General features: G+C 71.8%; 19 protein-coding genes, 4 tRNA genes and 1 other RNA gene. 11 read left to right on the top strand and 13 right to left on the bottom strand.

Annotated elements, in window-relative coordinates:
- Positions 1 to 41 precede the first annotated feature (41 nt).
- Entirely contained in the window at positions 42 to 1136 is a 1095-nt protein-coding gene (locus tag CRP49_RS14185) for a Glu/Leu/Phe/Val dehydrogenase dimerization domain-containing protein (RefSeq protein ID WP_097253692.1), read from the top strand.
- Positions 1137 to 1453: 317 nt separating this feature from the next.
- Entirely contained in the window at positions 1454 to 1705 is a 252-nt protein-coding gene (locus tag CRP49_RS14180) for a DUF3073 domain-containing protein (protein ID WP_094218832.1), read from the top strand.
- 82 nt (positions 1706 to 1787) lie between these two features.
- Here CRP49_RS14180 and purM read toward each other — a convergent pair whose 3' ends face one another.
- From purM to purS, 7 genes are all read right to left on the bottom strand, one after another.
- Positions 1788 to 2855, bottom strand: coding sequence for a phosphoribosylformylglycinamidine cyclo-ligase (purM, locus tag CRP49_RS14175; protein WP_097253691.1), 1068 nt, complete (start codon positions 2853 to 2855; stop codon positions 1788 to 1790).
- 34 nt (positions 2856 to 2889) lie between these two features.
- Positions 2890 to 4419: an amidophosphoribosyltransferase gene (gene purF, locus CRP49_RS14170; protein ID WP_097253690.1), complete on the bottom strand. Its 1530-nt coding sequence runs from the start codon at positions 4417 to 4419 to the stop codon at positions 2890 to 2892.
- A gap of 201 nt (positions 4420 to 4620) precedes the next feature.
- Positions 4621 to 5043 carry an META domain-containing protein gene (locus tag CRP49_RS14165; protein ID WP_257033397.1) on the bottom strand — a complete coding sequence of 141 codons (423 nt, stop codon included), beginning with the start codon at positions 5041 to 5043 and terminating at the stop codon, positions 4621 to 4623.
- A gap of 56 nt (positions 5044 to 5099) precedes the next feature.
- On the bottom strand, positions 5100 to 5897 hold the full coding sequence (locus CRP49_RS14160; protein WP_097253688.1) for a maleylpyruvate isomerase family mycothiol-dependent enzyme: 798 nt from the start codon (positions 5895 to 5897) through the stop codon (positions 5100 to 5102).
- Between the two features lie 103 nt (positions 5898 to 6000).
- Complete coding sequence (gene purL, locus CRP49_RS14155; protein WP_097253687.1) at positions 6001 to 8277, bottom strand: phosphoribosylformylglycinamidine synthase subunit PurL; 2277 nt, start codon at positions 8275 to 8277, stop codon at positions 6001 to 6003.
- Positions 8274 to 8954, bottom strand: a complete 681-nt coding sequence (gene purQ, locus CRP49_RS14150) for a phosphoribosylformylglycinamidine synthase subunit PurQ (RefSeq protein ID WP_097253686.1) — start codon at positions 8952 to 8954, stop codon at positions 8274 to 8276. Before purQ ends, purL begins: the two co-directional genes overlap by 4 nt.
- Positions 8951 to 9214, bottom strand: coding sequence for a phosphoribosylformylglycinamidine synthase subunit PurS (gene purS, locus CRP49_RS14145; RefSeq protein WP_097253685.1), 264 nt, complete (start codon positions 9212 to 9214; stop codon positions 8951 to 8953). Before purS ends, purQ begins: the two co-directional genes overlap by 4 nt.
- Before the next feature lie 311 nt (positions 9215 to 9525).
- Between purS and CRP49_RS14140 the strand changes: the two genes are divergently transcribed.
- From CRP49_RS14140 to CRP49_RS14105, 8 genes are all read left to right on the top strand, one after another.
- Complete coding sequence (locus tag CRP49_RS14140; protein WP_031164632.1) at positions 9526 to 9843, top strand: Lsr2 family protein; 318 nt, start codon at positions 9526 to 9528, stop codon at positions 9841 to 9843.
- A gap of 156 nt (positions 9844 to 9999) precedes the next feature.
- Positions 10000 to 10071 (top strand) — tRNA-Gly (locus CRP49_RS14135).
- 82 nt (positions 10072 to 10153) lie between these two features.
- Positions 10154 to 10229, top strand: a tRNA-Gly gene (locus CRP49_RS14130).
- A 118-nt stretch (positions 10230 to 10347) separates the two neighbouring features.
- Positions 10348 to 11286, top strand: coding sequence for an ABC transporter ATP-binding protein (locus tag CRP49_RS14125; protein ID WP_097253684.1), 939 nt, complete (start codon positions 10348 to 10350; stop codon positions 11284 to 11286).
- Complete coding sequence (locus CRP49_RS14120; RefSeq protein WP_097253683.1) at positions 11283 to 12062, top strand: ABC transporter permease; 780 nt, start codon at positions 11283 to 11285, stop codon at positions 12060 to 12062. Before CRP49_RS14125 ends, CRP49_RS14120 begins: the two co-directional genes overlap by 4 nt.
- Before the next feature lie 14 nt (positions 12063 to 12076).
- Positions 12077 to 13318 (top strand): sensor histidine kinase, encoded by a 1242-nt coding sequence (locus CRP49_RS14115; protein ID WP_097257351.1) that lies wholly within the window; start codon positions 12077 to 12079, stop codon positions 13316 to 13318.
- Positions 13315 to 13929 carry a response regulator transcription factor gene (locus tag CRP49_RS14110; RefSeq protein WP_094218820.1) on the top strand — a complete coding sequence of 205 codons (615 nt, stop codon included), beginning with the start codon at positions 13315 to 13317 and terminating at the stop codon, positions 13927 to 13929. Before CRP49_RS14115 ends, CRP49_RS14110 begins: the two co-directional genes overlap by 4 nt.
- Before the next feature lie 22 nt (positions 13930 to 13951).
- A tRNA-Gly gene (locus CRP49_RS14105) sits at positions 13952 to 14027 on the top strand.
- Between the two features lie 38 nt (positions 14028 to 14065).
- On the opposite strand, the gene CRP49_RS14100 is transcribed toward CRP49_RS14105, so the two are convergent.
- The 6 genes from CRP49_RS14100 to ffs form a co-directional block, all read right to left on the bottom strand.
- The gene (locus CRP49_RS14100; protein WP_097253682.1) at positions 14066 to 14965 is read right to left on the bottom strand and encodes a phosphoribosylaminoimidazolesuccinocarboxamide synthase; all 900 of its coding nucleotides are present in this window, start codon (positions 14963 to 14965) and stop codon (positions 14066 to 14068) included.
- Positions 14966 to 15079: 114 nt separating this feature from the next.
- The gene (locus CRP49_RS14095) at positions 15080 to 16576 is read right to left on the bottom strand and encodes a N,N-dimethylformamidase beta subunit family domain-containing protein (RefSeq protein ID WP_097253681.1); all 1497 of its coding nucleotides are present in this window, start codon (positions 16574 to 16576) and stop codon (positions 15080 to 15082) included.
- Between the two features lie 232 nt (positions 16577 to 16808).
- Positions 16809 to 18671 (bottom strand): hypothetical protein, encoded by a 1863-nt coding sequence (locus CRP49_RS14090; protein ID WP_097253680.1) that lies wholly within the window; start codon positions 18669 to 18671, stop codon positions 16809 to 16811.
- Between the two features lie 276 nt (positions 18672 to 18947).
- A complete protein-coding gene (gene purD, locus CRP49_RS14085; RefSeq protein WP_097253679.1) occupies positions 18948 to 20234 on the bottom strand; it encodes a phosphoribosylamine--glycine ligase in 1287 nt (428 codons plus the stop codon).
- Between the two features lie 132 nt (positions 20235 to 20366).
- Positions 20367 to 22685: a DNA polymerase III subunit gamma and tau gene (locus CRP49_RS14080; RefSeq protein ID WP_097253678.1), complete on the bottom strand. Its 2319-nt coding sequence runs from the start codon at positions 22683 to 22685 to the stop codon at positions 20367 to 20369.
- A gap of 62 nt (positions 22686 to 22747) precedes the next feature.
- Positions 22748 to 22843, bottom strand: an RNA gene (gene ffs / locus CRP49_RS14075) — signal recognition particle sRNA small type.
- Between the two features lie 96 nt (positions 22844 to 22939).
- Here ffs and CRP49_RS14070 point away from each other — a divergent pair.
- Positions 22940 to 23027: transfer RNA gene (locus tag CRP49_RS14070), tRNA-Ser, on the top strand.
- Positions 23028 to 23033: the final 6 nt, after the last annotated feature.

Genomic DNA, 23033 nt, shown 5'->3' with positions numbered 1-23033 from the left:
GCTGAGCCCCACTCGCCGCTATTTACACAGGAGTCACCACAGTGACCGACGTAACCGGCGCACCTGCTGATGTCCTGCACACCCTGTTCCACTCGGACCAGGGAGGCCATGAACAGGTCGTGCTCTGCCAGGATCGCGCCAGCGGTCTCAAGGCCGTGATCGCCATCCACTCCACCGCCCTGGGCCCGGCCCTCGGCGGGACGCGCTTCTACCCGTACGCGACCGAGGCCGAGGCCGTCGCCGACGCCCTCAACCTCGCGCGCGGGATGTCGTACAAGAACGCCATGGCCGGCCTGGACCACGGCGGCGGCAAGGCCGTGATCATCGGCGACCCGGAGCGCGACAAGACCGAGGATCTGCTGCTCGCCTACGGCCGCATGGTCGCCTCGCTCGGCGGGCGCTACGTCACCGCGTGCGACGTCGGCACGTACGTCGCCGACATGGACGTCGTGGCCCGCGAGTGCCGCTGGACCACCGGCCGCTCGCCCGAGAACGGCGGCGCCGGCGACTCCTCCGTGCTCACCGCCTTCGGCGTCTACCAGGGCATGCGCGCCTCCGCCCAGCACCTGTGGGGCGACCCCTCGCTGCGCGGCCGCAAGGTCGGCATCGCCGGCGTCGGCAAGGTCGGCCACCACCTGGTCCGGCACCTGCTCGACGAGGGCGCCGAGGTCGTCATCACGGACGTACGCCGGGAGGCCGTCGGGCGGATCTCCGACCAGCACCCGACCGTGCAGGTGGTCGCCGACACCGACGCGCTCATCCGCGTCGAGGGCCTCGACATCTACGCCCCGTGCGCCCTGGGCGGCGCCCTGAACGACGACACCGTGCCGGTGCTGACCGCCCGGGTGGTGTGCGGTGCCGCCAACAACCAGCTCGCCCACCCGGGCGTCGAGAAGGACCTCGCCGACCGCGGGATCCTCTACGCGCCGGACTACGTGGTGAACGCCGGTGGCGTCATCCAGGTGGCCGACGAACTGCACGGGTTCGACTTCGAGCGGTGCAAGGCGAAGGCGGCGAAGATCTTCGACACCACGCTGGCCATATTCGCACGTGCGAAGGAAGACGGGATTCCGCCGGCCGCCGCGGCCGACCGGATCGCCGAGCAGCGCATGGCCGAGGCCCGCTCGGCGCGCTGACGGAAGCAGAGGGAACGCGATCGGGTGTCCGATCGCACGGGTGAGCGGTACCCGCCGGCGGGAACTTAGAGAGAACTCTCACTTCCACCGGCGGGTCGTACCCCGATAAGTGGTTAAAATCGCCACTGACCAGCGAGGACAGGGCACCTCGAGGGTCCTGGGCAGACGCGCGTGCTGCGGGCGACGTACCGTATGGGCGCGGGCTCAGGTACCGTGGAAGCCCTACGGACCGGCCTCTCTGCGGAGGGTCCGTTCCGGATCATGAACGCGTGTCAGACTCTGGGGCCGTCAAGCCCCGTCACCGAGGGGGTCGAGCCATGGGGCGCGGCCGGGCCAAGGCCAAGCAGACAAAGGTCGCCCGCCAGCTGAAGTACAACAGCGGTGGGACTGACCTCTCGCGTCTGGCCAATGAACTGGGCGCATCGACTTCGAGCCAGCCGCCGAACGGCGAGCCGTTCGAGGACGATGAGGATGACGAGGACGATCTTTACTCTCGGTACGCCGACCTCTATGAGGACGACGACGAGGGTGAGGATGATGGTCCTTCACAACACCGTCGCGGCGCTTGACCTTGCACTGAGCACTCACCCGGTCGGTGGCACTGCCACCGACCGGGTTCTGTGCTGCCCGCAGGTTCGGACCGCGGCGCCTTTAGATTGAATACGTCCCGACCAGCTCGGCGCCGGTCTCCTTGTCGCCCCGGTCCGTGATCTCGCCGGCCACCCAGGCGTCGACCCCGCGGTCGGCCAGGGTCGCGAGGGCCACGTCCGTCGACTCCTCCGGCACGATCGCCATCATGCCGACGCCCATGTTCAGGGTCTTCTCCAGCTCCAGGCGCTCGACGTTCCCGGTCCTGCCGACCAGGTCGAAGATCGCGCCCGGGGCCCAGGTGGCCCGGTCCACGGTCGCGTGCAGCTCGTCCGGGATGACCCGGGCCAGGTTGGCCGCGAGCCCGCCGCCGGTGATGTGGCTGAACGCGTGCACCTCGGTGGTGCGGGTCAGCGCCAGGCAGTCCAGCGAGTAGATCTTGGTGGGCTCCAGCAGCTCCTCGCCGAGCGTGCGGCCCAGTTCCGCGACCTCCGCCTCCAGGGCCAGGCCCGCGCGGTCCAGCAGGACGTGGCGCACCAGGGAGTACCCGTTCGAGTGAAGCCCGGAGGACGCCATGGCGATCACGGTGTCACCCTTACGGATACGATCCGCGCCCAGCAGCCGGTCGGCCTCCACGACGCCCGTACCGGCGCCGGCGACGTCGAAGTCGTCCTCGCCCAGCAGACCGGGGTGCTCGGCCGTCTCGCCGCCCACCAGGGCGCAGCCGGCCAGCACACAGCCCTCCGCGATGCCCTTGACGATCGCGGCGACCCGCTCGGGGTGGACCTTGCCGACGCAGATGTAGTCGGTCATGAACAGCGGCTCGGCACCGCACACCACGATGTCGTCCATGACCATGGCGACCAGGTCGTGGCCGATGGTGTCGTAGACGCCCAGCCGGCGCGCGACGTCGACCTTCGTGCCGACGCCGTCCGTGGCGGAGGCGAGCAGCGGGCGCTCGTAGCGCTTGAGGGCGGAGGCGTCGAAGAGCCCGGCGAAGCCGCCGAGGCCGCCCAGGACCTCGGGGCGCTGGGTCTTCTTGACCCACTCCTTCATCAGCTCTACTGCGCGGTCGCCCGCCTCGATGTCGACGCCCGCGCTCGCGTAGCTGGCACCAGTGGTCTCTGACATGACCTTGAGAACTTTCGTGTCGTCCTACGGGGGCTTACGGGCGACGGATCGCGTCGGCCGCGGCCGTGGCGGCCGGACCTGCGGCCAGCTCGGTCTCCAGGAGCTGCTTGCCGAGCAGCTCGGGGTCCGGCAGCTCCATCGGGTACTCGCCGTCGAAGCAGGCGCGGCACAGGTTCGGCTTGGCGATGGTGGTCGCGTCGATCATGCCGTCGATGGAGATGTACGCCAGGGAGTCGGCGCCGAGCGAGGTGCCGATCTCCTCGATGCTCATGCCGTTGGCGATCAGCTCAGCGCGGGTGGCGAAGTCGATGCCGAAGAAGCAGGGCCACTTCACGGGCGGCGAGGAGATCCGGATGTGGACCTCGGCGGCGCCCGCCTCGCGCAGCATGCGGACCAGGGCCCGCTGGGTGTTGCCGCGCACGATCGAGTCGTCCACGACGACCAGGCGCTTGCCCTTGATGACTTCCTTCAGCGGGTTCAGCTTCAGACGGATGCCGAGCTGACGGATGGTCTGCGAGGGCTGGATGAAGGTGCGGCCCACATAGGCGTTCTTCACCAGGCCGGCGCCGAAGGGGATGCCGGAGGCCTCCGCGTAGCCGATGGCGGCCGGGGTGCCGGACTCCGGGGTCGCTATGACCAGGTCGGCCTCGACCGGGGCCTCCTTGGCCAGGCGGCGGCCCATCTCCACACGGGAGAGGTACACGTTCCGGCCGGCGATGTCGGTGTCCGGGCGGGCCAGGTACACGTACTCGAAGACACAGCCCTTGGGCTTCGCTTCCGCGAAGCGGGAGGTGCGCAGGCCGTTCTCGTCGATGGCGACGAACTCGCCCGGCTCGATCTCCCGCACGAAGCTGGCGCCGCAGATGTCCAGGGCGGCGCTCTCGGAGGCGACCACCCAGCCGCGCTCCAGGCGGCCGAGGACCAGCGGGCGGATGCCCTGCGGGTCACGGGCGGCGTAGAGGGTGTGCTCGTCCATGAAGACGAGCGAGAAGGCGCCCTTGACCTGCGGGAGGACCGCGTGGGCGGCCTCCTCGATGGTCAGCGGCTTGCCGTCCTCGTCGACCTGGGCGGCCAGCAGGGCCGTCAGCAGGTCGGTGTCGTTGGTGGCCGCGACCCGGGTGGAGCGGCCGTTGTTGTCCTTCGGGAGGTCGGCGACCATCGCGGCGAGCTGCGCCGTGTTGACCAGGTTGCCGTTGTGGCCGAGCGCGATCGAGCCGTGCGCGGTGGCACGGAACGTCGGCTGGGCGTTCTCCCACACGGAGGCACCGGTGGTCGAGTAGCGGGCGTGTCCGACCGCGATATGACCCTGGAGCGAACCGAGAGAGGTCTCGTCGAAGACCTGGGAGACCAGTCCCATGTCCTTGAAGACGAGGATCTGGGAGCCGTTGCTGACCGCGATTCCCGCGGATTCCTGACCCCGGTGCTGGAGGGCGTAGAGCCCGAAGTACGTGAGCTTTGCGACCTCTTCACCCGGAGCCCAGACACCGAAGACGCCGCAAGCGTCCTGGGGGCCCTTTTCGCCGGGAAGCAGATCGTGATTGAGTCGACCGTCACCACGTGGCACGGCTCCGAGTGTAGGCGAGGTCGACCACTGGTCCGAATTGGGGATACACGGCGTTAACGGGTCAGGGCTTGCCGATCACCTTGGTGCTTTCTTCGTTTCCGCAGGTCAGCGAGGTGCTGAAGCAGTCGGAGCGGCCGCCGGCGGGCCTCTGGACGGCGACCCGAAGCCCGCTGGCCGTATCCATGAGTGAGGTGTCGCACATCATTCGGGTGCGCCGCGGCTGAGGTGGACGACATCGCCGTCGCCGTCGGTGAGCGTCAGCTTCCCGTCGTCGGTCCTGGCGGTGAGCGTGCCGGTGGTGAGGGTGCGGGCGAAGGCGCGCTCGAAGTCCATCCGCGCCTGGTCGCAGGCCATCTTGGTGGCGCGGACGTTCCCGATCGTGATCCGGTCGCCCTGCACGGTCGCCTGGGCGCTGAACTGGTTGCAGCCGAGGTTGCCGGCCGCGAGACCGTCCGTGCCGATCCGGATGTGGGCCGTGGCGGGCGCGTGCCGGGTGGTGCCCTCGGCGGTGAGGCTGTCCACCCGCCAGTCGACGCCGGTCACGGGCTGCCCGGCCTCCGCGCCCTGGCTACTGGCGCAGGCCAGGGTGAGCGGGACGAGCACGGCGGCCGCTGTCAGGGTCATGCGCTGCTTGTGCCGGTTCATACGGATTCGACGGCCCGCCCGGACCGCCGGTTCCGTCAGGCCATGAGCGGCAGCAGGTCCCCGATGTCCGCGCGCTCCCCGCTCGCGCTGACCTTGGCCTCCGCCAACACGTCCTTCCAGGCCACACGGCCGGCGGCGAGCCGGATCCAGGTCAGCGGGTCGGTCTCCACCACGTTGGGCGGGGTGCCGCGGGTGTGCCGGGGCCCCTCGACGCACTGCACGACGGCGTACGGCGGCACGCGCACCTCGGTGGAGCCGCCGGGCGCCTTCACGGCGAGGGCGTCGGCGAGGAGCCGGGTGGCGGCGGCCAGGGCCTGGCGGTCGTACGGCACGTCCAGGCCGGGGACGGCGGCGTTGAGGTCGTCGGTGTGGACGACGAGTTCCACGGTCCGGGTGACCAGGTAGTCGTCCAGGGACAGCGCGCCCACGCTGGTCTGCAGGAGCCGGGTGCCGGGGTGCTCGGCGAGGAGCGCGTGCAGGGACTCGTCGATGCCGGCGAGACAGGCATCGAGGTCCTGGTGGTCCGCGGCGACCTTGCGGGTGAACTCGTCGATGGCCGCCGAGTTGACGGCGGTGGCGAAGGGCCAGTCGAGGAGCACGGCGTCCGGCCTGGGCGGCTCCGGCAGGGCCAGCGCCCGGTGGACGGCCGTGACCGCCATCCCGATGTGCGCGACGAGGTGCCGTACGGTCCACTCGCCGAGCCGTGTCGGCAGTTCGAGCTGCTCGGTACTCAGGCCGCGCACGGCCTGCCGCACGTGTCCGAACTGGGCGAAGACCGCGGCACGGGTCTTGACGGGGTCATAGCTGCGGGCGCGCTTCTTGGCCGGGGGCATGACAGTGACCCTATGTCTGCCGGGGGCGGGGCTTCAGCCGGTTGTCGCCTCCGGCACGCGAAGGGCCCGCCCGGGCGGTACCGGGCGGGCCCTCGCGTCGTGCCTAGGCGAGCAGCGCCTCGATCGTGCCCTCGTGGGCCTCGCGCAGCTCGGCCAGGGGGAGGGAGAACTCGCCCTGGATCTCCACCACCGCATTTGAATCAGACGCAGTGCCGTCGACGACACCGATGCGGGTGGCCGGGAGGCCGCGCGCACCGCACATGTCGTTGAAGCGGACCTCCTCCGAGCGCGGCACCGCGACGATCGCACGCCCGGCCGACTCGGAGAACAGGAAGGTGAAGGCGTCCAGCCCGTCCGGTACGACCAGACGCGCGCCCTTGCCGCCGAGCAGCGCCGACTCCACGACCGCCTGGACCAGACCGCCGTCGGACAGGTCGTGCGCGGAGTCGATCATGCCGTCGCGGGAGGCGGAGATCAGGATCTCGGCCAGCAGGCGCTCGCGCTCCAGGTCGACGGCCGGGGGCAGGCCGCCGAGGTGGTCGTGGATCACCTGGGACCAGGCCGAGCCGCCGAACTCCTCACGCGTGTCGCCGAGGAGGTAGATCAGCTGGCCCTCCTCCTGGAAGGCGACCGGCGTGCGGCGGGCGACGTCGTCGATGACACCGAGGACGGCGACCACCGGCGTCGGGTGGATGGCGGCCTCGCCCGTCTGGTTGTAGAGCGAGACGTTGCCGCCGGTCACCGGGGTGCCCAGCTGCTGGCAGGCGTCGGCGAGGCCGCGCACGGCCTCCGCGAACTGCCACATGACCGCCGGGTCCTCGGGGGAGCCGAAGTTCAGGCAGTCCGACACCGCGAGCGGCTTGGCGCCGGTCGTCGCCACGTTCCGGTAGGCCTCGGAGAGCGCCAGCTGCGCGCCCGCGTACGGGTCGAGCTTGGCGTACCGGCCGTTGCCGTCGGTCGCGATGGCGACGCCGAGGCCGGTCTCCTCGTCCACGCGGATCATGCCGGAGTCCTCGGGCTGGGCGAGGACGGTGTTGCCCTGCACGAAGTGGTCGTACTGCGAGGTGATCCACTTCTTGGAGGCCTGGTTGGGCGAGCCGACCAGCTTCAGGACCTGGTCCTTCAGCTCCTCGGCGGTCTTCGGCCGCGGCAGCTTGTTCGCGTCGTCCGCCTGCAGCTCGTCCTGCCAGGACGGGCGGGCGTACGGGCGCTCGTACACCGGGCCCTCGTGGGCCACGGTCCGCGGGTCGACGTCGACGATCTTGCCGCCGTGCCAGTAGATCTCCAGACGGTCGCCGTCCGTCACCTCACCGATGACGGTGGCGATGACGTCCCACTTGGCGCAGATCTCCAGGAAGCGGTCGACCTTCTCGGGCTCGACCACGGCGCACATGCGCTCCTGCGACTCGCTCATGAGGATTTCCTCGGGCGAGAGCGTCGAGTCACGCAGCGGTACGTCGTCCAGGGTCACGCGCATGCCGCCGGAGCCGTTGGAGGCCAGCTCGGAGGTGGCGCAGGACAGGCCCGCCGCACCGAGGTCCTGGATACCGACGACCAGCTTCTCCTGGAAGGCCTCCAGGGTGCACTCGATGAGGAGCTTCTCCTGGAACGGGTCGCCGACCTGGACCGCGGGACGCTTCGACGGCTTGGCGTCGTCGAAGGTCTCGGAGGCCAGGATCGAGGCGCCGCCGATGCCGTCGCCGCCGGTGCGGGCGCCGTAGAGGATGACCTTGTTGCCCGCGCCGGAGGCCTTGGCGAGGTGGATGTCCTCGTGCCGCATCACACCGATGGCACCGGCGTTGACCAGCGGGTTGCCCTGGTAGCAGGCGTCGAAGACGACCTCGCCGCCGATGTTGGGCAGGCCCAGGCAGTTGCCGTAGCCGCCGATGCCGGCGACGACGCCCGGCAGGACGCGCTTGGTGTCGGGGTGGTCGGCCGCGCCGAAGCGCAGCGGGTCCACGACGGCGACCGGGCGGGCGCCCATCGCGATGATGTCGCGGACGATGCCGCCGACGCCCGTGGCAGCGCCCTGGTAGGGCTCGACGTAGGAGGGGTGGTTGTGCGACTCGACCTTGAAGGTCACGGCGTAACCCTGGCCGACGTCGACGACACCCGCGTTCTCGCCGATGCCGACGAGCAGCGCGTCCGACTCGGGCGCCTTCTCGCCGAACTGGCGCAGGTGGACCTTGGAGGACTTGTACGAGCAGTGCTCGGACCACATGACCGAGTACATGGCGAGTTCGGCGCCGGTCGGGCGGCGGCCGAGGATCTCGACGATCCGCTCGTACTCGTCCTTCTTCAGGCCGAGTTCGGCCCAGGGCAGCTCGACGTCGGGGGTCCCGGCCGCGTGCTCGACCGTGTCCAGAGGCGTCCGGCTCATGCGTTGACCAGCTTCTTGAGGATCGAGGTGAAGAAGGGGAGGCCGTCGGTACGGCCCGTACCGATCAGCGGCTCGACGGCGTGCTCGGGGTGCGGCATGAGACCGACGACGTTCCCGGCCTCGTTGGTGATGCCGGCGATGTCCCGCAGCGAGCCGTTGGGGTTGAAGTCGAGGTAGCGGAAGACGACCCGCCCCTCGGCCTCCAGCTTGTCGAGCGTGTACTCGTCGGCGACGTACCGGCCGTCCATGTTCTTCAGCGGGATGTGGATCTCCTGGTCCTGGCGGTAGTCGCCGGTCCAGGCCGTCCCCGCGTTCTCCACCCGCAGCTTCTGGTCGCGGCAGATGAAGTGGAGGTGGTCGTTGCCGAGCATCCCGCCCGGGAGGAGGTGGGCCTCGGTGAGGATCTGGAAGCCGTTGCAGATACCGAGGACCGGAAGTCCGGCCTTCGCCTGCTCGATGACGGACTCCATCACCGGCGAGAACCGGGAGATGGCCCCGGCCCGCAGATAGTCGCCGTAGGAGAAACCGCCGGGCAGCACCACGGCGTCGACCTGCTTGAGGTCCTTGTCCTTGTGCCAGAGGGCAACCGGTTCGGCACCCGCGAGGCGGATCGCGCGCTGGGTGTCCCGGTCGTCGAGACTCCCCGGGAAAGTGACGACGCCAATACGAGCGGTCACTTCGCGGCCTCCGCGACTTCCTCCACCTTGACGGTGAAGTCCTCGATCACGGTGTTGGCGAGGAAGGATTCCGCAAGATCGTGGATGCGGGCGAGCGCGGCCTCGTCAACCGGCCCGTCAACTTCCAGTTCGAAACGCTTTCCCTGACGTACGTCCGCGATCCCCTCGAAACCCAGGCGCGGCAGCGCACGCTGGACCGCCTGGCCCTGGGGGTCGAGGATCTCCGGCTTGAGCATGACGTCGACTACGACGCGTGCCACTGGCACTCCCGGTGTGTGGTGCTGAGCAGGTTCCTTCAGACTACCCGCACAAAATTTCTACGCGAGTAGAGTTGTAGGAAACTACGTGAGGCGCATCACGATCGGGTGACGGGCGGGCACCCTCGCGAAAAGTTCTGGGAAAGTTCCACAGGTCCGCCCACGACGCCTATTGCACTGGGACACGCTGACGGATTTAGTCGGGCTTCACTTTGCATTGCCGGGCACTGTACAAATGAATTGGCAATAGCCGATACTCGGCACGTCATCGCCGATGAGCTGTATCGACGTGCCGCACGAAGGGACCGATATTCGTGGCGCAAAAGGTCGTGGTCACTCTCTTTGACGACATCGACGGCTCGGAAGCGGCGGAAACGATCGCCTTCGGACTCGACGGCAAGTCGTACGAGATCGACCTGAACGAAACCAACGCCAAGAAACTGCGCAAGGCGCTCGCGCCCTACGTGGAGGCCGGTCGCAAGCGCTCGCGCTCCGGCAAGGCGTACAAGCAGACGGAGGTCGCCCCCGATCCGGCGGCCGTCCGGGCCTGGGCCCAGGCGAACAAGATGGACGTGCCGGCGCGCGGACGCATCCCGAAGAAGGTCTACGAGGCGTTCAGCGCCGCGCAGTGAGGCCCGCGAAGGGGCAGTCCTCAGGGTCCGTCAGCGGGCCCTGAGGGCCGTGCACTTGGCCGTGGCGGGAGCCGACTTGCGCTACCCCCCTGCTGATCAGCTAATGTCTGGGACACGCCGAGGGGCGAGGCCAAAAGGCCGGATCCCACGGACCGTGCGGGTGTAGTTCAGTAGCAGAACATCCCCCTTCCAGGGGGAAGGCGCAGTGTGCAATTCCTGTCACCCGCTCTGGCACCGGTCGTCACGACCACTCCTGTGGATCAGGTAGGCTGGTGCTCGCACCGATCGGTGGGAGCCGGTCGGGAGCAGTGCGGACGTAGCTCAGTTGGTAGAGCGCAACCTTGCCAAGGTTGAGGTCGCGAGTTCGAGCCTCGTCGTCCGCTCCAGAGAAGCCCCGGTCATATGACCGGGGTTTTTTCGTGCGTGCACATGACTGACATTTGTCATGCCGAGTGATGACACCGCGCACTGCTGTTCCGCCCCGTCCGCCGGGACGCTGAACTCATGAACACCAACGAACACGAGCACGTGATCGAGGTCACAGACCTCAGCCGTGTCTACGGGGGCGGGTTCGAGGCCGTGCGCGGAGTCACCTTCTCCGTGGCGCGCGGGGAGATCTTCGCCCTGCTGGGCACCAACGGCGCGGGCAAGACGTCGACGGTCGAGCTGCTGGAAGGCCTCGCGGCACCGGCCGGCGGCCAGGTCCGCGTCCTCGGCCACGACCCCTTCCGGGAGCGGGCCGCCGTACGCCCCCGCACCGGAGTGATGCTCCAGGAAGGTGGTTTCCCCTCCGACCTGACCGTCGCCGAGACCGCCCGGATGTGGGCGGGCTGCACCAGCGGGGCCCGGCCCGAGACAGAGGTGCTGGAGCTGGTCGGGCTGGCCCGGAAGACCGGCGTACGGGTCAAGCAGCTGTCCGGCGGCGAACGGCGGCGCCTGGACCTGGCGCTCGCCCTGCTCGGCGACCCCGAGGTGCTCTTCCTCGACGAGCCGACGACCGGGCTCGACGCCGAAGGCCGCCGGGACACCTGGGAGTTGGTGCGCGGCCTGCGGGCGGCGGGCACGACCGTGCTGCTCACCACGCACTACCTGGAGGAGGCGGAAGGCCTCGCCGACCGGCTCGCCATCCTGCACGAGGGGCGCGTCGCCGCCTCCGGAACCCCGGCCGAGGTCACCGCCGGCCGGCCCTCCCGGATGTCCTTCGAGCTGCCCGACGGCTACTTCCTCGGGGATCTGCCGCCCCTCGCCGACCTCGGCGTCTGCGGGCACGAGAGCGACGGCAGCCTCGTACTGCTGCGCACCCGCGAGCTGCAGCGGACCGCCACCGGGGTGCTGGCCTGGGCCGAGCGGGCCGGGGTCGAGCTGCGCCGCCTCGATGTGCGCTCGGCCTCACTGGAGGAGGCGTTCCTCGGGATCGCACGGGAGCAGGAGGTCATGGCATGAGCACTCTCACCTGGGCACCGGCGGGCCGGCGGCTGCGCGCGCTGGCCCGCGCCGAACTCGCCCTCCTCGGCCGCAACCGCAGCGTCGTCTTCACCGCCCTGGTCGTACCGCTCGCCCTGCCGTTCAGCGTGCGGCCCGCCCTCGACCAGATCGACCTGAAGAAGGAAGGGCTCTCCATCGGCACGGTCATGATGACCGCCGCGATCGGCTACTCCCTCCTCTTCGCCGTCTACACCTCCCTGGTGAACGCCTACGTCGCCCGCCGCGAGGAACTCGTCCTCAAGCGGCTGCGCACCGGCGAACTCTCCGACGCCGAGATCCTCACGGGCACGGCCCTGCCGGCCGTCGTCCTCGGCCTCGCCCAGGCCCTGCTGCTGTGCGCGGGCTGCGCGGTGCTGCTGCACACGGGGGCGCCCAAGGCGCCGTACCTGACCCTGCTGGGGCTGGCGGCGGGACTCGTGCTGAGCGCCGCGCTGGCCGCGCTCACCGCGTCCTTCACCCGCAGCGTGGAGAGCGGACAGGTCACCGCGCTGCCGCTGGTGTTCTTCTCGATGATCGGCTCCGGCATCGCGATCCCCACCGAGGTCCTGCCCGACCGGCTCGCCTCGGTCTGCGAACTCCTGCCGCTGTCCCCCGCGATCCGGCTGGTCCGCGGCGGCTGGACCGGCCAGTTGACCGCCTCCGAGGTTCTGGCCACGGTCGCGACCGCGCTGGCCTGGACCGTCGTGGCGGTGTTTGCTGTACGGCGGTGGTTCCGGTGGGAGCCGCGGCGCTGAGCACGGGGGCACACATGGTGGGGCGGATACGGCGGTGGCACCAGCGTCACTGGCACGAGCGCAGCAAGGCCGAGCGGGTCGAGCTGCAGAGCGTGGTCACCTGGCACGGCAGCATCTGGGTGCTGCCGATCGGCTGGCTGATGCTGCCGCTCGTGAGCGGGCTCGACCACCGGCCCCTGCCGATGGCGCTCGGCGGGCTGCTGATCGCCGTGGACCTGCTGCAGTGCGCGGCCGCGAGCCGGGTTCTCCGGCCCGCGCTCGACGTCTACCTCGGACGCGCCGAACTGCCGCCACGCGCCCAGCGCGGGCCCGCCGTCCTGCTCGGCCTGGCGCTCGGCGCGGTCGTGGCGCTCGCCGCGGTCGACGGGACCGATCCGGTCACCGCCCGGCTCGCGGTCGGAGCGGTGCTCATGCCGTTCGGGCTGCCGTACGCGCTCATCGTGCCCATGGGCGTGTTCCTGCGCCGCGCCGCGTACCTCGCGGTGCTGATCGTGGCCGCCTTCGCGGTCGTGCGCGGCGACGGCCTCGGTCTCTTCGCCACGGTGCTGGTGACCGCCTTCGCCGCCGCCTTCTCCCTGATCGCCGCCCGCTGCGGTGCCTGGACCCTGTCCGTGCTCTGGGAGGCGGAGCGCGCCCGGGAGGTCGAGGCCCGGCTCGCCGTCGCCGAGGAGCGGCTGCGGTTCGGGCGGGACCTGCACGACGTGCTGGGGCGAAACCTCTCCGTGATCTCCCTGAAGAGCGAGCTGGCCGTGCAACTGGCCCGGCGCGGGCGGCCGGAGGCCGTGGAGCAGATGATCGAGGTGCAGCGCATCGCCCAGGAGTCGCAGCGGGAGGTGCGGGACGTCGTACGCGGCTACCGGGAGGCCGACCTGCTGGTCGAACTCGCCGGTGCCCAGGGCGTGCTGACGGCCGCCGGGATCGACTGCGAGGTCCGCGCCGAGGCCGGCGGGCTGCCCGCCGGGGTGCAGTCCGCGCTCGGCTGGGTGGTGCGCGAGGCGGCCACCAACGTGCTGCGGCACGGGGACGCGGGACGGTGCGCGCTGAGGCTGCGGGTGCGGGAGGGGTGTGTGGTGCTGACGGTGGAGAACGACGGGGCGGCGGGCCCGAGCGGCAGCGGCGGCTCGGGACTCGCCGGGCTGCGGGAACGGCTGGCCGCCGTGGGCGGGACGCTGGAAGCCGGACTCGTCGGCAAGGACCGGTTCCGGCTGGTGGCCGAGGTGCCGGTGAAACAGGAAGTGAGCGGAGTCACCTCATGAGCAGCCCGGTACGGCTGTTGCTCGCCGACGACGAGCATCTGATCCGGGGCGCGCTGGCCGCCCTGCTCTCCCTGGAGGACGACCTGGTGGTCGTCGCGGAGGCGGCGAGCGGGCCGGAGGCGCTGGCGATGGCCCGGGCGCACGAACCCGACGTGGCCGTCCTGGATCTCCAGATGCCGGGCGCCGACGGTGTGAAGGTCGCCACATCCCTGCGCGCCGAACTGCCTGGCTGCCAGGTACTGATCGTCACCGGTCACGGGCGGCCCGGGCACCTCAAGCGGGCGCTCGCGGCCGGTGTGCGGGGGTTCGTCCCGAAGACGGTCAGCGCCCAGCGGCTCGCCGAGATCATCCGGACCGTGCACGCGGGAAACCGTTACGTCGACCCGGAGTTGGCCGCCGACGCGATCTCCGCCGGGGACTCCCCGCTGACCGCCCGGGAGGCCGAGGTGCTGGAGCTGGCGGCCGACGGCGCGCCGGTCGCGGAGATCGCCGAGCGGGCCGCGCTGTCGCCCGGGACCGTGCGGAACTACCTCTCCTCGGCCGTCACGAAGCTCGGTGCGGAGAACCGTCATGCGGCAGTGCGTCTCGCACGCGACCGAGGTTGGGTATAGTTGGCCTCGCGCCACGGCGCATGCGGACGTAGCTCAGTTGGTAGAGCGCAACCTTGCCAAGGTTGAGGTCGCGAGTTCGAGCCTCGTCGTCCGCTCCAGTACGAAGGCCCCCGGTTCCCACCGGGGGCCTTTCGCGTTACGCCCAGCTGGTGCCCGTCAGGCGCTCGTAGGCCTCCACGTACTTCGCGCGGGTCGCCTCCACAACCTGCTGCGGCAGCGGCGGCGGGGGCTGCTCGCTCTTGCGGTCCCAGCCGGACTCCGCCGAGGTCAGCCAGTCACGGACGAACTGCTTGTCGTACGACGGCTGCGCGCGGCCCGGCTGCCACTGGTCGGCCGGCCAGAAGCGCGAGGAGTCCGGGGTGAGCACCTCGTCGGCGAGGACGAGCGTGTCGCCCTCGAAGCCGAACTCGAACTTGGTGTCCGCCAGGATGATCCCCCGGTCGCGGGCGATGTCCCGGGCGCGGGAGTACACCGCGAGGGTGGCCTGGCGCAGCTGGGCCGCGGTCTCGGCGCCGACCTGGCGGGCGACCTCCTCGTAGGAGACGTTCTCGTCGTGCTCGCCGACCGCGGCCTTGGTGGCCGGCGTGAAGATCGGGCCGGGCAGTTCCGAGCCGTCGACCAGGCCCTCGGGGAGGGCGAGGCCGCAGACGGTCCGGGACTCGTTGTACTCGAGCAGGCCCGAGCCGGTGAGGTAGCCGCGGGCCACGCACTCCACCGGGACCATCTGCAGGGACTTGCAGATGAGCGTGCGGCCCGCCCAGTCGGCGGGGGCGCCCTCCGGCAGCTCCGTGCTCAGCACGTGGTGGGGGGCCAGGTCCCGCAGCTGGTCGAACCACCACAGGGAGAGCTGGGTGAGGACGCGGCCCTTGTCGGGGATCTCCGTGGGCAGCACCCAGTCGTAGGCGGACATACGGTCGCTGGCGACCATCACGAGGTCGCCCGCCTCGTTCTGGTACAGCTCGCGCACCTTTCCGGTGTGCAGGTGCACCAGGCCCGGAACCTGGATCGGCTCGGGCTTTTCTACGAATCCGGACACGGTTCCTCCCCGTGGTTCTGTCCAAGTGCCTCGATTCTCCCTTATGGGGGCGATCGGTTTCGGCCAGGGGGGTGGCGACGGTCCGCCGGGGGGTCGGTGACGGTCCGCCGGGTGTCAGTCGCGTTTGCAGATGCGGTCCAGCAGATTCGCCGTGGCCCGCTGGACACGGGGGTCCACATGGCCGGGGCGGTCCAGGGACGGGGACCAGGCGAAGGTGCCGGAGGCGAAGACCCAGGCGCCGGAGGGGGCCCGGTAGAGGGAGGTCTCCTGGTGGCGCAGGGCGCCGTCGTTGTCGGTGTAGGGGGAGTGCGCGAGCAGGATGCGCTCCTCGTGCTCGGGCAGCGGGGTGCGCGGGAAGTAGCGGTCGGCCTCGCCGGCGACCAGGCCCTCGATCTCGTCGCCCTCGTGCGCGCCGGTCGCGTCCCACAGCCAGTGGCCCGCGTTGCGGACGATCAGCGGGTACGGCTCCGGGACCCGGCCCGCGTACTGGATGCCGACCAGCTGCTGCTCGGGCCGGTCGATCTCGCGCCACAGCACCGGCCTTCCGGGGCCCTTGCGTTTGCGGCAGGTCAGCAGCCGGTCGGGGACACCGGACGGGGAGGGGCCCAACTCCACCTGCCAGTACATGGTGTTGGCGGAGAGGAAGACCAGCGAGGTGCCGCGGTCGCGGGCGTCCTCGACGGCGCGGCGCATCGACACCGACCAGTACTCGTCGTGGCCGGGGAAGACCAGGCCCCGGTACCGGGTGGGGTCGACCCGGCCGGCGTGCAGGTCGCGGGCGTCGGCGTAGGCGAGGTCGTAGCCGTAGCGCTCGGCCCAGCGGATGAAGTCGTAGGCGTGGCCGACGTGCAGGGGCAGGCCCGCGCCCGCGTACGGGCGGTCGAAGGAGACCGTGGTGGCCGCGTCCGCCTCGCCGAGCAGGCGGCCCTTCTCGTCCCAGGCGTGGTAGAGGCTGGCGCCGGTGTGGCCGTCCTCCGGGTAGAGGTTGTACGCCTGCCAGGTGATGTCGGGCAGCAGCAGGAGCAGGTCGGCGGGGTGGTCGTCGCGGACCGTGAACGGCACGTGGGAGCGGTAGCCGTCGGCGGTGGTGAGGACGGCCACATAGGCGCCGATGCTCCAGTGGGAGGGCACCTGGAGGCGCCAGGACAGCCACCAGTGGTGGCAGGAGACCGTGCGGTCGGCGGTCAGCGGCTGGGGCTGGACGATGCCGGAGAGCCGGGGGCTCGTGGTGATCTTGGCGGCGCCGTCGCCGCCGTAGTGGCCGATCCGGTAGATGTCCACGCTGAACTGCTGGGGCGGGTCGACCGTGATGTGGAAGTCGATCGCCTCGCCGGGCGTGACCGCGCCGGTGGAGGTGAAGCCCTTGATCTGCCGGTGCACGTCGTCGGCCGAGCGGGGGCCGGAGCCCGCCGCACGCGGCGCCGGGACGCGCGGCTGCTCACCGGCCGGCTGCCGCGGGCTCGGGTCGACGTACCAGGGCACGACGTGTCCCGTGTCGTCGAAGTAGGTCTCGCTGCCGCGCAGCCAGGGGACCGGGCCCTGGCCGAAGGGGTCCGTGACAGCGTGCGCGAGTGCTCCGGACTCCCAGCGGCGGATGTGGTCCGAGGCCATGGTCGCTCCCCTCCCTCATGCCCCCGTGTCGCTCTGGCGGTGGTGCGGTGTGGTGCTCGGTCGTGCTGTCGTATGTCGCATGCGCTTGCCATGTGCGAGGTCGGTCCCCAGCACATCACATAACGCACGGACCTGGTCACTGTTCGTTGCGAATTGACCTGAAGTGGAAGACGCTTCTCCGGTACGACGCCCAGGACGCCGGGTGGGTCACGGCGCTCGGTGGTGGCCGGTTTCAGACGAGCCGCACCGGCTTCTCCGGGCGTATCCCGGACGCGGCCAGCCAGTCGCGCAGCGGGCCCGGGTCTCCCTCCTCGATCAGGCTGAGCACCTTGGGCGCGAGGTCGGCGGCTCGCACGCCGCCCAGCAGCAGGGAGGGGCCGTCGAGCCAGTCGAGGCCGGGGGCCGCCCCGGCCGTGTCGACGGCGGCGCAGCACACCATCGCCGTGACGTGATCGGTGAGCAGCTCGCGGGCGGTACGTGGGGGTTGCAGCGGGAACAGGGGCAGCGTGGCGTCGTCCCACAGGGCGCTGTCGGGGGCTCGGCCGGCGGCGGTCGCGCCTCTCGGTGCGGCGGCCTCCTCGCGGGCCAGGGCGGCGGTGAGGCCTGCGGCGAGGGCGGCGCTGCGTTCGGTGCCGGGGTCTGTGTCGTCGGGTGGCCCCGCCTCGGCCTCGCCTTCGGCGGGGAATTCGTTCCGACCCGCACCACCCGTGATGCTGTCGTCGTCGGGTGCAGGTGGTCCCGGTGGGGGGTCCTCGCCGTCGGCGGCTTGCGGGGTGTTCTGCGGGGCTTCCCGGACAGCGGTTTCCGTCAGGTGGTCCAGGACTCGGGACAGGGTGGGGCCGGCGGGCTCGGGGGCTGTGGGGTCCGCGGTGGGGCGGACGCCGAGGGAGTCCAGGACTCGGTGGAGGCGGGCCGCGTCGGCGCGCCAGGTGCGGTCGACCACCTCCTCCGGGTACGCCTGCCAGTCCACCGGGGCCCAGTCGGGGCCGCACTCGGCCGGGCCGCCGTGGAAGAGGCGGGCGGCGAGCAGGGAGGCGGCCTCGTCCACCGCGCCGGGCTCCTCCAGGAGGTCGCAGGCGGGACGCTCGCCGAGGCGGGAGGCGAAGCCCTCGGCCAGCCGGTCGCGCCGGGACAGCTCGGTGAGCGCGGCCACGACGCCCGCGTCCAGCCGGGCGGGCCAGCGGCCCATGCGCCAGGCGGGCAGCGCCACCCGGGTCAGCAGCCGGTCCCAGCCCGCGTAGGCGAGACCGACCTGCTCCTGGGCGACGATCCGCAGTCCGTAGTCCACGGCCTGCGCGCGCTCGGCCGCCGCCGCCGCGACCCCGCGCTCCATCAGCGCCGCGTGCTCGCGACAGCCGCGCAGCAGCAGCCGGGCGACCCAGCCGACGGCCGCGCACACGGCCCGGGTGAGCGGGCAGCGGCCGGGTGTCGAGGCCGCGCCGACCGCCGCGTCCAGACCGCGCACGAAGCGGCGGGCAGCGGCTATGTCCGGGTGCGCGGAGGGGCCCGTACCGGCGACGACCGGGGCGAGGACCGCGCGCAGCTCGCCGACGCGCATCCACCACAGGAACGGGGAGCCGATGACCAGGACCGGGGCGGTGACGGCCCGGCGGTGGGCGCCGAAACCGGATCCCTGGCCGGGGCCCGCCAGCTCGTCGTGCGCCGGCCGCGGGGGCGGGCCGTGGGCCGGGTGGGTGCGGTCCTCCAGCCAGCTGTCGCAGTCCGGGGTGAGCGCTATGGCCGAGGGTGCGGGGACCTCGAGCCGCTCGGCGAGGTCGCGCACCAGCCGGTACAGGTCCGGAGCGGAGGCCTCCGGGACGGGAACCGTGGGGCTCATGGCGGGGCGGGCCCGGGCCACGACCAGGGCGACAGCGGCGGCGGCCAGCAGCACGACCACGGCCAGCACGCCCACGACCCAGCGGGCGGCGGACCAGCCCGGGCCGACGAGATGGCCGGTGGAACCGCCGGTCAGCAGGATCACCTCGGCGGCCGCGGGCAGCACGGCCACGGCCAGCGCCCGGCCGCGGATGCGCAGCACGGCGAGGGCCCGCGAGCGCGCGGCCTGCGCGCCCACCTCCACACCGATTCCGGTCACGAGCGGATCTCACCCCCTCCCTGCCGATCCCGGGCTGTCCTGGGGTTGCTCACTCCCCCACTGTGGCACCCGCCACTGACATCGCAATGCCGGTGGGCCAAGTGCCGGAATGCTTGCGCCGCACCCTAGTTGGGGCCTCGGCCCCCGTCAGCCGGATGGGCGATTGCTCACTCGATGGAATGGCTTTGGTCAGAGGTGGGTGACAGACAGCAAAGATCAGGCCCCGGATTTTCGTCCGGGGCCTGGGTGGGTGCGGGATGCGTGCGACCGGCGGCTTTACGCCTCCGCCGCCTCTCCCGCCCGCTCGGCTTCGTTTGCTCCCGCAGCCTTCGCGGCGATGTCGGTGCGGTGCTGCGAACCGTCCAGGCGGACCCGGGCCACCGCCCGGTACGCCCGCTCGCGGGCCTGGGCGAGGTCCTTGCCGGTCGCCGTGACGGACAGCACCCGGCCGCCCGCGCTGACGACCGCGTCGCCCTCCTGCTTCGTCCCGGCGTGCAGGACGTAGGCGTGCGGGGCGTCCTCGGCGGCCACCTCGTCCAGACCGGTGATCGGGTCGCCGGTGCGCGGGGTGCCGGGGTAGTTGTGCGAGGCGATGACCACCGTGACGGCCGCGTCCTCGCTCCAGCGCAGGCGCTCCAGGTCATCGAGGGTGCCGTTCGCGGCGGCCAGCAGGACACCGGCCAGCGGGGTCTTCAGGCGGGCCAGCACGACCTGGGTCTCGGGGTCACCGAAACGGGCGTTGAACTCGATGACCCGGACACCGCGCGAGGTGATCGCGAGCCCGGCGTAGAGCAGACCGGAGAAGGGCGTGCCACGGCGGCGCAGCTCGTCCACGGTCGGCTGCAGCACCGTCTCCAGCACCTCTTCGACCAGCTTCGGGTCCGCCCACGGCAGCGGCGAGTACGCGCCCATGCCACCCGTGTTCGGGCCCTCGTCGCCGTCCAGGGCGCGCTTGAAGTCCTGGGCGGGCTGCAGCGGCACGACGGTACGGCCGTCGGTGATGGCGAACAGGGACACCTCGGGCCCGTCGAGGAACTCCTCGATGACGACCCGCTCGCAGCCGGCCGCGTGGGCCTTGGCCGCCTCCAGGTCGTCCGTGACGACGACACCCTTGCCGGCGGCCAGCCCGTCGTCCTTGACGACGTAGGGGGCACCGAAGGCGTCGAGGGCCTCGGCGGCCTCCTCCTCGGTGGTGCAGACGTACGACCGGGCCGTGGGCACCCCGGCCGCCGCCATCACGTCCTTGGCGAAGGCCTTGGACCCCTCCAGCTGCGCGGCCTCGCCTGAGGGGCCGAACACCGGGATGCCCGCCTCGCGCACGGCGTCGGCGACACCCGCGACCAGCGGGGCCTCCGGGCCGACGACGACGAGTTCGGCACCGAGTTCGCCGGCCAGCGCGGCCACGGCCTTGCCGTCGAGCGCGTCGACCTGGTGCAGCTCGGCGACCTCGGCGATGCCGGCGTTGCCGGGAGCGCAGTGGAGCGCGGTGACGTCGGGGTCGAGGGACAGGGAGCGGCACAGGGCGTGTTCGCGGGCGCCGCTGCCGATGACGAGGACCTTCACGGGGGTCAGCCTAATGGCAAGGTTGCCGAAGGCCGGGGGGCGGGGAAGCTGTGCGTTCCTACGAAGGGCGCCCGCTGCCGGCCTGAACGGCCTCGTCCTCGAACGCCGGACGGGCCGAACTCGCGCCCGTACCTACTCGTTGGAGAACTCCTCCACCACCGTCGCCCCCAGCTCCCGCACGATCAGTTCGTGGCCGGACAGCGCCGACTCGTCGAGATCGGGGTCGTCGTCCTCGGGGATGTCGTCCTCGGGGGCGACGGGAGGCGGTTCGGGGGCGGCCTGCGGGGCAGGGGGTGCCGGGGCGGCCGGGGCGCCGCCCTGGGGTGCGGAGGGCGCGGGGGCCACCGGCTGGGGTGCCGCGGGGCGAGGGGCGGCGGGGGCGCCGTAGCCACCGGCGGCGGGGGCGCCGTAGCCACCGGCGGCGGGCGTGCTGCCGTAGCCCGCGCCGCCGCCTCCGCCGAAGCCCGGGGAGCCGCCGGACGGCGGGGGCGCGGAGCCGCCCGAGGGGTCGACGATCGCCTCGATCTTCCACTGCACGTTGAACTGCTCGGCCAGCGCCTGCCGCAGCACGTCCTCGCTGCCGCTGCTGGCGAAGTTGTCGCGCGCGCCGGCGTTGACGAAGCCGAGCTGGAGGGTGGTGCCGTCGAAGCCGGCCACCTGGGCGTTCTGGCTGAGCAGGATCCAGGTGAAGCGGCGGCGGTTCTTGACGGCCTCCAGGATGTTCGGCCAGAGCATGCGGGGGTCGAGGCCGCCGGTGGGGGCGGCCGGGGCCGGAGCCTGGGCCGGGGCCGAGGGTGCCGCTGGGGCAGGGGGTGCCGGGGGCTGGGCCTGGGCCGGGGCGGGGCCCTGCCGGCCGCCCGCGGGAGCGGCCGTGGGCCAGCCACCGGGGCGCCGGCCGCCGCCGGCCTGGGCGGCGGTGGGCCAGGCGCCGGGGGCCGGAGCCTGGGCCGCCGGGGCAGGGGCTGCGGGGGCAGGGGCTGGCGGGGCAGGGGGTGCCGGAGCGACGGCTGCCGGAGCAACGGCTGCCGGAGCGGGCGCAGGGGGTGCCGGAGTCGGCGCAGGGGCGGGCGCAGGAGCCGTAGACGCCCCCGCAGCCGCGCCACCGGAGCTGCCCGGTCCACCTGGTCCACCGGGCGCACCCGAACCCCGTACGGCCGCACGAGCGGCGGCGGGCCCACCACCGGGCGGCACCGGCGCACCCCCCTGAGCCATACCCGCCTGGGCCATGCCCGCGTGGGCCTCGGGTCCGGGGACGTACCCCATGGCGGGCGCGCCGCCGGCGCCCACGAAGTTGACGCCGCGCTCAAGGCGGTCGAGGCGGGCCATCACGGACCGCTCGTCCCCGTAGGCGGCGGGGAGCAGGACGCGGGCGCAGATGAGTTCGAGCTGGAGGCGGGGCGAGGTGGCGCCGCGCATCTCGGTGAGGCCCTCGTTGACGAGGTCGGCGGCGCGGCTCAGCTCGGCGGCGCCGAACGTGCCGGCCTGGGCCTGCATCCGCTCCAGGACGTCGGCCGGGGCGTCGAAGAGGCCCTTCTCCGCCGCGTCCGGCACGGCGGCGAGGATCACCAGGTCCCGCAGCCGCTCCAGCAGGTCGGCGACGAAGCGACGCGGGTCGTTGCCGCCCTCGATGATGCGGTCGACGACCTCGAAGGCGGCGGCCCCGTCACCGGTGGCGAAGGCCTCGACGACGGAGTCGAGCAGGGACCCGTCGGTGTATCCGAGGAGGGAGGTGGCCATGGCATAGGTCACACCTTCCTCCCGCGCACCGGCGAGGAGCTGGTCCATGACGGACATGGAGTCACGCACGGAACCGGCACCGGCCCGCACGACGAGCGGCAGCACACCCTCCTCGACGGGGATGTTCTCCCGCTGGCACACCTCGGCGAGGTAGTCCCGCAGCGTCCCCGGCGGCACGAGCCGGAACGGATAGTGATGGGTCCGCGACCGGATCGTCCCGATGACCTTCTCGGGCTCGGTGGTGGCGAAGATGAACTTGAGGTGCTCCGGCGGCTCCTCGACGACCTTCAGCAGCGCGTTGAAACCGGCCGACGTGACCATGTGGGCCTCGTCGATGATGTAGATCTTGTACCTGCTGGCGGCGGGCCCGAAGAAGGCCTTCTCGCGCAGCTCACGGGCGTCGTCCACACCACCGTGGGAAGCCGCGTCGATCTCGATGACGTCGATCGAACCCGGGCCGTTCCGCGCCAGGTCCCGGCACGACTGGCACTCCCCGCACGGGGTCGGCGTGGGACCTTGCTCACAGTTCAGGCAGCGCGCCAGGATCCGCGCGCTGGTCGTCTTGCCACACCCGCGCGGCCCGCTGAACAGGTACGCGTGATTGACCCGGTTGTTCCGCAGCGCCTGCTGCAGCGGGTCGGTGACATGCTCCTGCCCGATGACCTCGGCAAAGGTCTCCGGGCGATAGCGGCGGTACAGCGCGAGAGACGACACGCATACGAGGTTATAGGCGCCCACTGACAACCAACCCCGCCGAAGGCTCCCGCCCCAGCAAACACAAGGGCCCCCCACGCACCCGCCAGAGCCAACCTACCCTTGCTGCCTTCCGGCCCTGGGGAGTTCAGTCAGATAGCGCCGCGTGAGGGGCTGCGCCCACAGTACCCGATCGCGGCCCTCGGGCTGTACCCGATGACGGCCTGCGGGAACGGGTTCGCGAGCACTCCCCTCGGTCATGTAATGTTTCCGGCGGAGGATTCGCCTAGAGGCCTAGGGCGCACGCTTGGAAAGCGTGTTGGGGGCAACCCCTCACGAGTTCGAATCTCGTATCCTCCGCCAGTGCCT

The organism is Streptomyces sp. Ag109_G2-15 (genome assembly GCF_900215565.1).
GTDB classification, from domain to species: Bacteria; Actinomycetota; Actinomycetes; order Streptomycetales; family Streptomycetaceae; genus Streptomyces; species Streptomyces diastatochromogenes.
Note: the sequence above shows the minus strand (reverse complement) of the source record. Positions and strands in the feature narration are given on the sequence as shown.